Genomic DNA, 13,470 nt, shown 5'->3' on the forward strand with positions numbered 1-13,470 from the left:
AACATATGAAGATCAGCGCGAAAGAAAAAGTTGCTTACGGCTTGGGAGATACCGCCAGTAACTTTGTTTTTCAAACGGTGATGCTGTTTTTAACATTTTACTACACCGACGTGGTGGGGCTTAACCCGGCAACAGTGGGAAGTATCTTTTTACTGGTGCGGTTGATTGATGCTGTAACCGATCCGTTGATGGGCTCGCTGGCCGATAAAACCCGTACGCGCTGGGGCGCTTACCGGCCGTATCTGCTGTGGCTGGCTGTGCCTTTTGCCATAATTAGCGTACTCGCTTTTACCACGCCAGATACTGACTATCAGGGCAAATTAACCTACGCCGTGGTTAGCTATATATTACTGATGCTGATGTATACGGCTATCAACATTCCGTATTCTGCACTGGGCGGAGTAATAACCGCTGACGCCACCGAACGCGTCTCGGTGCAATCTTACCGTTTTGTTTTTGCCATGATAGGCGGGCTCATTGTGACGTCTTTTACCCTGCCAATGGTTGAGTGGTTTGGTAATGGTGATGATACGAAAGGGTATCAGCTCACCATGATGGTCATGGGTGTGTTCGGCATGCTGCTATTCCTGCTGTGTTTCATTGGCACCAAAGAACGGGTGCTGCCCACAGAAGGCCCGCCGTTACCGGTGCGCGAGCAATTGCGGGCGGTGTGGAAAAATGACCAGTGCCGGATACTCTGTTTGGTTAGTATGGTGCTGCTGACCGGCATAGTGCTGCGTAATTCATTGGCCATCTATTATGTTAAATACGTATTACAGCGCCCTGACGATGTTACGCTGTTTGTTACGGTGGCCATGTTAGGCGGCATATTGGGAGCGGCGTTAGCGTATCCCCTGGCCAAACGCATGGATAAGGTGCGTGTCTATACGGTTTTGCAATTTGCCTGCGCAGGCATATGTGTAGCTAATTACTACTTGCCTGCTGAGTGGTGGCTGACGGCACTCAGCTTACATTTTCTGTGGGGCTTTGTATTGCAAATGGCGTCGCCTCTGCTGTGGGCTAAAATGGGTGATGTTACCGATTATGGTGAGTTGCAATCAGGCACGCGCCTTACTGCAATGACGTTTTCAACTATTGTGTTTTTTATCAAACTTGGTATTGCACTTGGCAGTGCAATGGCGGGTTGGTTGCTGGCATTTTATAATTATCAGCCCACCGTTATAGATGCTGAGGTCAGCCAGGGTATTGTACAGTCGTTTTGTTTAATTCCGGCGGCCACGTCGATACTTGTTATCGTATTGATGCACTGGTATAAATTAGATGCCCGCAGCGTCAACCACACGCAACATATACTGCTCAAAACGAGAACATCCACAATGAATGTAGCGAAGTCCCCATGGTAACAATTAAACAGGTGAGTGAAAAAGCGGGTGTGTCGTCGGCCACGGTGTCGCGGGTAATTAATAATACCGGTACAGTTAAAGAGAAAACCCGCGATGCGGTCATGGCTGCCATGGCAGAACTGGGTTATCGTCACAACGTTGTTGCCGCGTCACTGGCGTCCAATAAAACTCACACAATTGGCTATGTTGTTCCTGAGTTACACGGCTCCTTTTTTGGTGCCATGATGGGGGGCACTGAACAGGCATTACGGCAAGCTAAAAAGCACATGCTCATCGCGACCGGGCACTCCGATGCCAACATCGAAAAGGAGCAAATAGACGCGCTGCTGAGTCGTCGTTGCGACGCATTAATACTGCATGTGGAAGCGGTGAGTAATGACTATCTGGTCAGTCTTGTGCATCAGGGCGTGGAGCTCGTCGTGGTGAACCGCTATATCGAAGAAATTGGTGAAAACTGCATTAGTCTGGACAATACCCTGGGCGGCTATCTTGCAACCCGGCATTTGCTGGAAATTGGCCATACCCAAATTGCTTACATCGCCGGTTCACTCTTTAAAGACGACGCTATTAATCGTTTAAACGGGCACCGCAAAGCCCTTGCCGAAGCGAACGTGGCTTACCAGGAAGGGCTTACCTACGAAGGTAACTTTCAGGCCCGTTCAGGTACTGATGGCATTCGGGCGTTACTTGCCAAAGGCGCAAAATTTACGGCCGTTGCGTGTGGTAACGACGAAATGGCATCCGGTGCGATGATCGCATTACGAGAGGCCGGGCGGCGTATTCCGGAAGATGTATCGGTAATTGGTTACGACAACATCGATTTCGCCAGCTACCTTTCGCCGGGCTTAACTACCATGGATTACCCGGTGCAAAAAATTGGCAGTATGGCAGCGCACTGGGTACTTGAACGCGTGTATGGCCACAATCGCTACGACTACGAACATATTTTAAACCCGCGGCTGATATTAAGGGGCACCACCTGTAGCCCGGAGTGACCCTGGTAAATGACGACCAAATAACACATTAGTACATGTTATTTAACCGTGTAATCAGGCAGTGGCGGCCGCGCAGTCATCGCCTTCCGACTTTCGTTATCAAAACTCGTATATGTAGCCATCTACCTGTTAAACTTACCTTCTTTTTAAAGTTTTAGTTTTGTATAAATAAATAAGTTGAACTACTTTTAAACCTATAATTGAGTTTAACAACCTTAACCGTGCACTGCTAACAACCTGGTTTTAGCAGTTAGCTACAGCGACACCCCTACTTTATGTGTCACGGAGTAATGACAGGATGCGCAACAACCAGCCCGTAACCCAACGAGAGTATAAATTTTCAGATAAATACCGGCTTATTTCTGCTACCGACCAGCGCGGTATCATTACGCATTGTAACGATGCGTTCATTGAAGTAAGTGGCTATTCTAAAGAAGAGCTCATTGGTAAGAATCACAATTTAGTTCGTCATCCTGATATGCCGCCCAGCGTGTTTAAAGAGATGTGGCAAACGCTGCAAGCGGGCCGAATTTGGATGGGCCTGGTAAAAAACCGGCGTAAAAATGGCGATCATTATTGGGTGTCTGCGTTTGTAACGCCAGTGTACGAAAATAACAGTGTGGTGGGTTACGAGTCAGTGCGGGTACCGGCGTTGGATCACGAAGTGGCCCGTGCTGAATTCCGCTACAGTCGCATCCGGGAGGGCAAATCGGCGGCGTCGTCAGGTGAACGTTACGCCTATTTCCTGAAAAAGTTCGCGCCTTTTTGGTTGCCGGCCATTCCAATGCTGGCATTTTTAGCCTTTAATGGTGGCTTGCTGCCAGTGGCTGTTTCAGCCGTACTGCTGATTATTATGGCAATCTGGCAGTGGCAGCAAACGCAAAGCGACTGGGAATCATTGATTGCATTAAGCCCTGACTCTTATGATAACGCCGTGGTCGCACAAACCTATTTTAGTGATTTAGGTGCGGTGGCCCGGGCGAAGCTGGTACTGGGCTGCGAGTTGGCTCGCAGCCGCACCGCGTTAACCCGCATTAAGGATGCTGCAGGCGGTCTTGAAGAGATAGCCAATACAACACACACCCAGGCTGAGATGACCTCCTCTGCGGTAGTGCAGCAAAATCAGGCTACTCAGCAAATTGCGTCGGCGGTTACGCAAATGTCACAATCGATTCAGGAAGTGGCCGAGCGCGTAGAGCAAAACGCCGAAACCGCGCGTTCTGCTGCGAGCAATGTAGAAACGGGCAACCAAAAAGCAGAGTCTGCGGCAGTGGCCATTAATGAGCTGGAAAGTGTTGTTCAGTCTATTTCATCGACAGTAACCGAACTGGCACAAAGCACCAGCGATATTGGTGAGGCGGCGAGTATTATTTCGTCTATCGCTGAGCAAACCAACCTGTTGGCACTTAACGCCGCTATTGAAGCCGCGCGTGCCGGTGAGCAAGGGCGTGGATTTGCCGTGGTGGCCGACGAGGTCAGAGCGCTGGCATCGAAAACCCGCGAATCAACCGATCGTATTCATAACATCATCAAAGAGCTTGCCAGCCGCAGTGAACGTGCCGTTAAAGTCTCAGCAAACGGGCTGGAATCGGCTAAGTTGGGCGCTTCTATAGTACAGGAAACCAAGCAGGCCTTGTCTGAAATCAACACCGCCGTGCATGGCATTACGCAGATGACCATCGAAATGTCGGCAGCCGTTGAACAGCAAAGCTCAGTAGCGGAACATATCAACCAACAAGTGGTTGAAATTGCCGATGGCGCCGCTGATACCCAGAAAAGCTCAGAAGAATCACTGGAGGCCAGCAAACGTTTACATGGCACCATTGCAGAGGTTAACGGTGTGATTAAACGCTTTAATACCGACACCCAGGTGGGTGCAAAGCGTTAGCGACACGCTAAGCTTATTTTCAGCGGCCCAGGTGTTGCTGCCGGGGCAAGCAAATTGCCCGGCAAGCGCGGAAGCGCTTCATGCCGGCGGCTTTAAAGAGCTAATGAAGGCTTGGTCACCACCAGCCCACCAACTGCTAATCAGGCGCCAGTCAAGGCATTGACTGGCAGACGCCCTGGCCAACACCTACATAACCGTAAACAGCTCATCCGAGTCTTCTGCTTAAATCAGATATTTTCGTTGTATAACAACAAATATGGCAAACAAAATGGTAACGATATAAATAAACCCAGTAGCAAACTGATTAAAGAAAAAACTTAATACCGCAGAGCTTTTAATAGCATCAATGCCGATCACAACAGCTAATCCCGGCCACAGGGTTAAAAATAAAATCAGAGCGGCCTGAATATTATCTCTCAGGCACAACTTAAACCTGTTTAGATATTGCGCTGAGCAAAGCAGTACGTAACTTATCAACAGCATTAAATAGGAGGCTTCAGCACTACCTGATGCTATGTTAAAACCTGCGTTAATGGCGAGCGCAACTACCATCCACACCATTAACACGCCATTGTGTTTCAATATGTTCATAGGCACTTCGTAAAAATGTGGCTTCGAATCCATGGTGATGAGTCTTCCTTATGCACGGCGATGATTTGCCAACATCTGCTCTCTGAAGGAACAGATCAGGCATCTGATGAGGATTGGCTGAATACTAATATAGCCGTGATACGGCATTAATATGCATTTGAGTTGCTAACAAATACCTGACTGGAAAGATGCACCTGCAGTAGCAGGGCAACACACCATACCGCCTGCTAACAAACAGGTTGTTGTTTGAATAAAAGTGGGGGGAGTGCTTGTGTCATAATCAGTCCGTTGAATATTTAACCAACTTCTACCATAGCACCATGGTATTTTCGCGCAACTTAATTATGGCCGCGACTATGTCTGGTGTGGCGATTGTATTAGCTAACGACTGTCACTAGTTGGGGAAATCTGCAGAGGAGCCGGGTTGGCGAAAATAAATCACGACAAGCGCCCAATTATGTAAGCCGCTGGCTGGTTATTACCCAGCGGCTAATATGCTGCTAATGGATAGCGTAAGTTGCTTAGCCGTTGGCTTTAAGCTTTACCACATCAGCGCCTTCGCTCGACAAAATGGTGTCGGCCGCCGTGCCTTTGAGTAACTTGGCCACGTTGTCTTTATTTTTGGCCAGCATCACTGATAGCTCTTCTGCCAAGGACTCTTCCAGCTTAATGCCTTTTGCTTCCAGATATATCGCCAGATTGTCGGCCACATCGAGCATTTTATCGTACTGATCGGCAGCTTTTTTATCGGTAGTAACCAACTTCTCTACCCCTTTGTGTGAAACCACGTACTGTGTTGTGATTGCCATGGTGTAACTCCGTTGTTTGTGAAATACCTTGCTACTGTAGCGTACTATACTGTATAAATAAACAGTAATTTTAAAACAGTGGTACCGTTTCTCATGCTTCAAATTATTCCCGTAGCCGCACAGGCTGGTATTACCGGGTTTGAATCGCCAGCCGCCGAATATAAACAACTCGAACTGGATCTCGATGAACTGCTTATTGAACACCCCACTGCCACCTTTATTGGTCAGGCGCAGGGCGATTCTATGACCGGTGTGGGAATTTTTGATGGCGATCTGCTTATTGTGGACCGCGCCGCACATCCCACCTCTCTCGACGTAATAGTGGCAAACTTAAATGGCGCATTTGTGTGCAAGCTCTACGATCGCAAGGCGCAGGTATTGTTGTCGCCGGGCCTTGATCATCAGCCCTATGTGTTGGGCGAAGGCGATACATTCGAAGTAGAAGGCATCGTTGTGCGCTCAGTGCGTATGCACCGCTATGTTCGGTGGTTAAGCCAATGTATGCGCTAATTGATGCCAACAGCTTTTACGCATCGGCTGAAAAGGTGTTCGACCCTGCCATACGCCAGCGCCCGGTTGTTGTACTAACCAATAACGATGGCTGCATTTGTGCGCTGTGCGAGTATGCAAAGCAGCTTGGGGTAAAAAAATTTGGCCCCTATTACAAAGTAAAAAAACTGCTGGCGCGGCATAATGCTGTAATTCGTTCCTCCAATTATGAACTCTATGACTACCTGTCGAATAAAATGATGCAGGTGGTGGCAAGCTACGCGCCCGAGCAACACATTTATTCTATCGACGAGTGCTTTTTACACTTTGACAACTGGCGACCGGCGTTGCCATGGCATGATTACGCCAGGCAAATCCAGCAGGATGTATGGCAACAGGTTCGTTTACCGGTAGGCGTGGGGATTGGCACTACCCCCACATTGGCAAAAGTAGCCAGTTTTGCGGGCAAAAAGCTGGGCAATAAAACAGGTATCGCAGTGCTCGACACGCCGCAGGAAAGGCAGGCCGTGCTAAGCCAAATGGATGTTCAGGATGTGTGGGGCATTGGCAAACGTATAGCCTTAAAATTGCGCAGCCTGGGCATTGCAACGGCCTGGCAACTTGCCACCTTCGACGCTAAAACATTACGCAAACAATTCTCCGTAGAGATTGAACGCACAGTGCGCGAACTTAACGGCATTACGTGTATTAAGTGGGAGCAGGAGCGCGCCAAAAAGCAGCAAATTTACTCGACCCGCGCCTTTGGGCAACCGGTAACGAGTCATCAGGCGCTGCGTGAAAGCCTGTGCTGGCATGCCGAGAAAGTGGCCGATAAACTGCGCAGGCAACACAGTAAAGCCCTGTTACTCACGCTGTTTACGCACGCGAACCCATTTGCCGATACTGAGCAGTACCACAAAGCGGTGCAACACCGTTTTGCCCAACCCACTAACGACACACGGGCGCTGGTGCAGGCCGCGAGTAACGCCAGTAACGCGCTTTATAAAGCCAATATAAAGCTCCACAAGTGCGGCGTGGGCGCCATCGAAATTATCGACACTGATCATGAACAAGGCGATATGTTTGCCGAGCTGCAACACAACCCCAAACTCATGCAATGCATGGACGCCATTAACCACCGCTATGGCAGTCAGACCATCGGCGCCGCCGCCAAAGGCATTAATCCGCAATGGAAGATGAAGCGGGAATACCTGTCGCCTCAATACACCACCAACTGGCGGCATATACCCAAGGTGGGGTGTTGATAGACTAGCAGTAGCGTATTTACGATTGGGATTACTGGACGCTCAATTCTATCCAAACATACACTCCTGTCTTGCAAGAGTTGCAATATGCATCAAAAAATTTAGCTATTACATGTCATACGTGTTAACTGTATTAATGGGGCTTGTGAAATATCACAAGTGAAGGAATATCCATATAATTCAAGGAAATTAAATGAGACTGTATGTCTCAGTGGCGATAGCCATGTTGCTCATTAATGCGTTTACATTAAGTAGCGCAGCCGTAGCTGATAATATAACTGTTATATGTAACTCGTGTTAAGAAAATCAAAATGATGGTTCACTCGCAATATTGAAAGTTTCGGGGGTCAGAAATTCTCTCACTAACATTCAATATGAAGTTGTTGATGCTGATGGCAATGAAGCTCCACTTGAAAAAATTATCAACGGCCGGGTCACGTTTAGATTTGAGACGGCAGCAAACTTTCAAGAAGAGTGGCTTGGTTTCATGCAGGAAACGTATAACATGGAAGCCTCTGAAATTACCATTAAGTGAGTGGAAAGGCTTTCTATTCCAGTTCACAAGGCCAAATATATTATTACTGATATTGAAAATGGAGAGGCTTCACCACCTCCTGAAGATGACATGGAAGAACCACAATGAAGAAATATATATTTCCATATTCGAGTAGAGGGACGACAGAATCTGGTGTCGTCGCAGCTGTATGTAATGCTTTTTACTTGTTTGGAATGAGCATTTTCACTTATGTTTTACTGAGCACTATATTCGCGTTCGCTATTATTTTGGCTGGTTTAGAATACAATGGGTCGTACCATACTATATTCACCAGTCAGCTGACGTTCGTGATATTAGGAGCGTTGTCTATTTTGAGTGCTGTGATATTAAATTGGTTGAATATTCTTTTAAGCGCGCTTCGAGCTTATATCAATTCTTTATCATCCAAAAGCAATTCAAGAACTTAACAGATAAACAATAACTGGGTGTGTGAATCTCTGGGATTATGTCAATCTGGCATGGTCGAGCAAATTCACACAACCCTGTTAAGCTACTTCTCCTAAGTTAATCATTTGAGCCTCATATTGATTTGGGCTTTGGTAGTGAAGGTAAGAATGCATTTACGGCGGAACATGTCAGATAAGCCCTGTTTCTTCAATGAGTAAGTAACCTACGAATACAACGTGGGCACGAAATTGAATATCCAAAATCCAAGTTAGATACATATAAAGTTGCTAAGTTCGTACAGCCAATATAATACCTCTCACAGCTTTACTGAATTAGTTAGCTTTTGAAGAACACATATCGCTGCAAAAGCAGCAAATTTACTCTACCCGCGCGCGCCTTCGGGCAACCGGTAACCAGCCATCAGGCGCTGCGTGAAAGTCTGTGCTGGCATGCCGAGCTACAGCACAACCCCAAACTTATGCGGTGTATGGATGCATTAACCAACGTTACGGCAGCCAAACCATTGGTGCTGCTGCTAAAGGCATTAACCCGCAGTGGAGCATGAAACGCGAATACCTGGCACCGCAGTACACCACTAACTGGCGGCATATACCAAAGGTGGGGTGTTAGTCACAGGACGAGCTCAATGCAGCCGTAAGGGGCGCGGACAACAATGTATCGTAATTCTACCTAGCGCTAACCAAGGGCAACATGTAGCGACCAAATTGCTCCTGGTTGGCTTTCTAGACTTGGTAATGGACATCAGTATTACTCTAAGGCCAAGAATAGCCTCACAATAGTGTTTGTCTGTAACTTGAACAATATTCTCCGCTTCGCGAAGCGTTAGTCAGATGACGAGCTGCCGGTTTTTGGCTTTTCGATTTTGTCACTGAAAGCAGAGCTTATATCAGCAACCAACTGAGTTGAAACGAGCTGCTGCGGAATCTCACTTGGTGGAACGTTGCGGCCGCCTTGCACCAACAAGCAATCTTGAGCAGAAATCTCGTTTTTGGTTAAAAAATGTACTATATTCATTTGGGGTCCTCGTTTAATTTCAATTGCAGTGTGAGTATCAAAGTGTAATTAAATAAATTTGGAGACTAGCTCATGGTCAAGACAAGGATGTGTAATATTGGGACTATTGCTGCCTTTGTCCTTTTATGGACGCTAGGTCTAGACAAAGTGCATTCGGTTGAGCCGTCATGGTTAGGGAAGACAAGGTTCAATGGTGAGTCAAGTGGCATTATTAGAGCTGTCTTAGTGAAGGGGGAACATGTTTACCTTGGCGCTGAGAATGGTTTTTTCGATATTGTCGGCGAAAGCGCAACCATTTATAACCAGGATAATTCGGTACTTGGAGACGGCTATATTTCGAATTTGGCAGTTGATAGCAAAGGCTACATATGGCTCACACAATATGGTTCAGGCACCTATAGATATTCTCCTTATTCAAAAGAATTTAGTAAGCTGGAATTGCCAGATGAGTTCGCTCAATTCTCATGGGCTATAAAGATAAGCCAGGGAAAAGCAGCAATTAGCTTGATAGATAGCTTATTAGTTTACGATTTGATAAACCATAATTGGGAAGTGGTAAATAAAGATAGCACTGGCGTGCCTTTAAAGAGGATTTACAGTGTTGACTCATTCAGGGATGGTGCGTTTGTTTTTACGTCGCAAAATAATGTCGCAATACTGGATTCTGTATCTTTAGAAACCAAATTTTACAATCGGCAGGATTATTTCCCGGGACTTTCGCAGATAACCGCAATCGAAGCTCACGAGAATAAATTGTTAATTGGAGGTCGAGGCGGCCTGTATATTTGGGATATGAAAACCGAGCCAGTTTTCTTTCCGATGAGCGATGAGCGCAGCAAAGAGAGTGACGTAGAAAGAATATTTACCGACTCTTCTGGCAGAATCTGGGTGGCAGCTGTTGGCTTGTATTACGTCAATACCATTTCTAAAACGCTTAAGGCAATCAAAGTCGGGCAGCCCAAATATAGCTACGAACAGATCAAAAGTGTTGGCGATGTAAAAGAAACTACAGATGGACAAATAATAGTAGCGTCAAGCCAACTAGGGATACTCAATATTAGTCCTTCAGACGAGGCCATAAACTACATCCACCAAACAGAGTTTCCTTACCGTAAAGACATTTATTCTGTCACGTCGTTGGGGCAAAACCACTACCTGGCTAAAACCGCAGGCAGTTGGCTGGAATTAAATGCTGATACCGGCAAGCTGACCGTCCTGAAAGGCAATCATTTCGACAGTGAGCCCATTCCTCTGCCAGAGAATAGGGTGTTTTCGCCACAAACGTGTAGCGTATACTCGCTTGATATTACCGGCTTAGTGCGTCAGTCGGCGGTAGCGGATGCGGATAACTTTTGCCCTTATATACGCCCCCTTCACTACACCAAAGATGATGCGCAATTTCTCTTTTATCAAGCGCCTACGCATGCCGGGCTTGTTCGCTACGCGGCTAATACCATTTCACATTTTGCCAATGCGCCAAAAAATGTCCGGTTTATGGCAAGTCGCGAAGGCATGCCCGTGGTGATTATGGATAGCAGTAATGTGATGTATACCATGGAGGGGCATGGAGTATGGATAAAGCACGATACGCAGGCAATGAAGAGTGTTTATGTTTATTGTATGTATGCCGATCCAGATGAACGTGCCGTTTACTTTTGCACATCGGGCAAGGGCATAAAACGCTACAGTTTGCAGTCCAAAAAATTGTCCGACGCTTTTGCCAATAATAATACAGTACCAAGGTTTATTCGTGATGGTTACCTCGACAGCGCAGGTAATCACTGGCTGGCTACCAATAAGGGTTTGGTGCTTGTAAAGGGAGATTTTGTCTTCGCATTTGAGCAAAGTGACGGCATCGTTGATACAGACTTTAACTATCAGGGCATACTGCCAATGGGGCCTGATCAGTTTTTACTGGCAGGCGACCAATTAAGCTATGTAGTGAACACCCCGAAACTCGCCGCCTATGTTGAGCGGCGCCGTCAACATACGGCGTATGCCAGTATCCTTAACGTGCGAAGCAGAAGCGATAGTGAAGCGTCAATACCGGTAAGTAATAAGGGCGAGCAATATCTGTTTGCCGATCAGCCTGACGAAGTGACATTCGAGTTTGCATCGGCTGACTTTATTTATCCCCACCTGCAACATCTTGAATACAGGCTGGCGGGTTTTAACCAGGCATGGCAGGCGCTGCCTGCCAATATTGGTACCGTGGCCTATTCAGGGTTGGGCGTTGGTGAGTTTGATTTTCAGGTGCGGGTAATTGATAGTAAAAGCGTGAATACGCAGCCGATTTCCCATTATCGCTTTGCGATCCCAACGCCGCTATGGCAATCGAGACAGGCTTATTTTGCTTACCTGTGCCTGTTGGGTGTCGCGATATGGTTAGCTATCAAAGGTTATCGTTGGCATCTTAGTGAAAAAGGTCGAATGCTTGAGCAGATCATTGAGAACAAGCAATCGGCGTTGTTAGACAGTAACCGGTCTATCACTGAGTTATTAGCGAAAAAAGAACGAATTTTCTCTAATTTGGCCAAAGAAATCAGGACGCCGGTAATGCGTATACTGATTCCGCTCACTGAGTTAAGGCAGCAGAATCAAACAACTAGTGCGCGTCGGTCACTGGATTTGATCTATGAAAATGCGGGCCGCTTAAAAGCCCTGGTGGAACAGCTGAATGTAGTGCAGCGTATTGATCATATCAGTAAGCAATTAAAACAAACCTATGATGTAGACAAAACACTCCGCTATATTATTGAGACACACCGCCCTGCTGCACATAAAAAGCACCTCTCCATTACTTTCGATAATCAGATAAAAGAGCCGGTATTAGCTGTTCAGGATTCACTGGAAACCATGATCAGCAACCTGCTGGTGAATGCTATTCGTTTTACTCAGGAAGGCGGTCATATTAAGGTCAAAGCGAAGCAACTTGGCGAGCAAGTTACCTTTTCGGTGATCGATAACGGCGCAGGGATGTCGGCGAAAGATGTCGATCTGCTGGTATCGCGATTTGCACGCGGTACAAATTACACCGGCAAGCCCGAAATGGGGATTGGGCTTAATTTGGTTAATCAACTGGCGCTGGCTAACGATGGCTGGATAGAAATCCATAGCGAACCAGAGGTAGGCACAACAGTTTGCATTCATTTGCCCTGTTACGCCAAGGCGCCAGTTACTCATCTACAGGGCAGTCAGGATAAGAGGGCATCCAGTCTTATGGTTGCGGAGCAACGGGCCAGCTATAGTAATCTCGATTTGCCGGTTATTCTCATTGTCGATAATAGTCAGGATGCGTGTGATTATCTGACCGACATTCTCCGTGAAAAATACAATTGCTATTCCATACAGCAAGGTTGGAAAGCGCTGGAGTTGATACCGGTTATATTGCCCGAACTGGTTATCTCCGAACTCAATATTCAGGATATGTCCGGCGCTGAGCTCACTCAAAAGATCCGCGCGCTGGAAGACTTTGCCGATTTGCCTGTGATGATATTAACGGCACAATCAGAACACAGCGCTAAAATTACCAGTTTTAAAGCAACGGTTAGCGACTACCTTATAAAGCCTGTGGAAAGGGAAGAGCTCATATCCCGAATTGAGAGTAATTTAGCTATATCGAGATTATCCCACCAAAGTCAGCGTCGCCATGAGCAAGACGAACAGGCAGCGGAAAACCTGACGTATGTTCAGTCGATACTTCCACAATGCAAAACCGATAAGGAGCGAAAATTTATTGTCAATTTACTCGACGTGGTTGAGCGTAATTATGCTCAGGAAACGTTTAATCGCAGCCAGGCTGCCAGCGAGTTGGCGATGAGTGAAAGAACCTTAAACCGGACAATGGCGGACTTACTGCCCGATAACTTTGCTTTGTTTCTCAAAAAATACCGACTCGAAAAAAGCCTGCCGTTACTCGCCGCCGGGCATTCTATTACCAGTATTGCATTAGAAGTGGGTTTCGGCTCTGCCGCTTACTACAGCCGATGCTTTAAACAAGAATATGGCTACCTGCCCAAAGACGTCGATCCGGTAAGTGGCGTAAGCGGAATGCCTGACAGGTAATGGGTGTGCCTACCTCGCTATATTGC

10 protein-coding genes are annotated in these 13,470 nt (G+C 46.9%); 7 read left to right on the forward strand and 3 right to left on the reverse strand.

Annotation, left to right across the window (positions count from 1 at the left end):
* The first annotated feature begins 5 nt into the window (after positions 1-5).
* From OIK42_RS14830 to OIK42_RS14840, 3 genes are all read left to right on the forward strand, one after another.
* On the forward strand, positions 6-1,364 hold the full coding sequence (locus OIK42_RS14830; RefSeq protein WP_273641817.1) for a glycoside-pentoside-hexuronide (GPH):cation symporter: 1,359 nt from the start codon (positions 6-8) through the stop codon (positions 1,362-1,364).
* Positions 1,358-2,359: a LacI family DNA-binding transcriptional regulator gene (locus OIK42_RS14835; RefSeq protein ID WP_273641818.1), complete on the forward strand. Its 1,002-nt coding sequence runs from the start codon at positions 1,358-1,360 to the stop codon at positions 2,357-2,359. The genes OIK42_RS14830 and OIK42_RS14835 overlap by 7 nt, the downstream gene beginning before the upstream one ends.
* A gap of 298 nt (positions 2,360-2,657) precedes the next feature.
* Positions 2,658-4,247, forward strand: a complete 1,590-nt coding sequence (locus tag OIK42_RS14840) for a PAS domain-containing methyl-accepting chemotaxis protein (protein ID WP_273641819.1) — start codon at positions 2,658-2,660, stop codon at positions 4,245-4,247.
* A 222-nt stretch (positions 4,248-4,469) separates the two neighbouring features.
* On the opposite strand, the gene OIK42_RS14845 is transcribed toward OIK42_RS14840, so the two are convergent.
* Both OIK42_RS14845 and OIK42_RS14850 read right to left on the reverse strand, forming a co-directional pair.
* On the reverse strand, positions 4,470-4,871 hold the full coding sequence (locus tag OIK42_RS14845; protein WP_273641820.1) for a hypothetical protein: 402 nt from the start codon (positions 4,869-4,871) through the stop codon (positions 4,470-4,472).
* Between the two features lie 488 nt (positions 4,872-5,359).
* The gene (locus tag OIK42_RS14850) at positions 5,360-5,647 is read right to left on the reverse strand and encodes a YebG family protein (RefSeq protein WP_273641821.1); all 288 of its coding nucleotides are present in this window, start codon (positions 5,645-5,647) and stop codon (positions 5,360-5,362) included.
* Between the two features lie 93 nt (positions 5,648-5,740).
* Between OIK42_RS14850 and OIK42_RS14855 the strand changes: the two genes are divergently transcribed.
* From OIK42_RS14855 to OIK42_RS14865, 3 genes are all read left to right on the forward strand, one after another.
* A complete protein-coding gene (locus OIK42_RS14855) occupies positions 5,741-6,157 on the forward strand; it encodes a LexA family protein (RefSeq protein WP_273641822.1) in 417 nt (138 codons plus the stop codon).
* Positions 6,145-7,401: a Y-family DNA polymerase gene (locus OIK42_RS14860; protein WP_273641823.1), complete on the forward strand. Its 1,257-nt coding sequence runs from the start codon at positions 6,145-6,147 to the stop codon at positions 7,399-7,401. Before OIK42_RS14855 ends, OIK42_RS14860 begins: the two co-directional genes overlap by 13 nt.
* Before the next feature lie 1,426 nt (positions 7,402-8,827).
* The gene (locus OIK42_RS14865; protein ID WP_273642144.1) at positions 8,828-8,974 is read left to right on the forward strand and encodes a DUF4113 domain-containing protein; all 147 of its coding nucleotides are present in this window, start codon (positions 8,828-8,830) and stop codon (positions 8,972-8,974) included.
* Positions 8,975-9,187: 213 nt separating this feature from the next.
* Here OIK42_RS14865 and OIK42_RS14870 read toward each other — a convergent pair whose 3' ends face one another.
* The gene (locus OIK42_RS14870; RefSeq protein WP_273641824.1) at positions 9,188-9,379 is read right to left on the reverse strand and encodes a hypothetical protein; all 192 of its coding nucleotides are present in this window, start codon (positions 9,377-9,379) and stop codon (positions 9,188-9,190) included.
* A gap of 225 nt (positions 9,380-9,604) precedes the next feature.
* On the opposite strand from OIK42_RS14870, the gene OIK42_RS14875 reads away from it, so the two are divergent.
* Entirely contained in the window at positions 9,605-13,444 is a 3,840-nt protein-coding gene (locus OIK42_RS14875; RefSeq protein WP_273641825.1) for an ATP-binding protein, read from the forward strand.
* The last annotated feature ends 26 nt before the right edge of the window (positions 13,445-13,470 follow it).

This window comes from Alteromonas gilva, assembly GCF_028595265.1.
Taxonomy (GTDB): domain Bacteria; phylum Pseudomonadota; class Gammaproteobacteria; order Enterobacterales; family Alteromonadaceae; genus Alteromonas; species Alteromonas gilva.

Coding starts and splice junctions, on each gene's coding strand:
- OIK42_RS14840 (WP_273641819.1), top strand. CDS start 2,658: ATGCGCAACAACCAGCCCGTAACCCAACGAGAGTATAAATTTTCAGAT.
- OIK42_RS14850 (WP_273641821.1), bottom strand. CDS start 5,647: ATGGCAATCACAACACAGTACGTGGTTTCACACAAAGGGGTAGAGAAG.
- OIK42_RS14855 (WP_273641822.1), top strand. CDS start 5,741: ATGCTTCAAATTATTCCCGTAGCCGCACAGGCTGGTATTACCGGGTTT.
- OIK42_RS14835 (WP_273641818.1), top strand. CDS start 1,358: ATGGTAACAATTAAACAGGTGAGTGAAAAAGCGGGTGTGTCGTCGGCC.
- OIK42_RS14870 (WP_273641824.1), bottom strand. CDS start 9,379: ATGAATATAGTACATTTTTTAACCAAAAACGAGATTTCTGCTCAAGAT.
- OIK42_RS14830 (WP_273641817.1), top strand. CDS start 6: ATGAAGATCAGCGCGAAAGAAAAAGTTGCTTACGGCTTGGGAGATACC.
- OIK42_RS14860 (WP_273641823.1), top strand. CDS start 6,145: ATGTATGCGCTAATTGATGCCAACAGCTTTTACGCATCGGCTGAAAAG.
- OIK42_RS14845 (WP_273641820.1), bottom strand. CDS start 4,871: ATGGATTCGAAGCCACATTTTTACGAAGTGCCTATGAACATATTGAAA.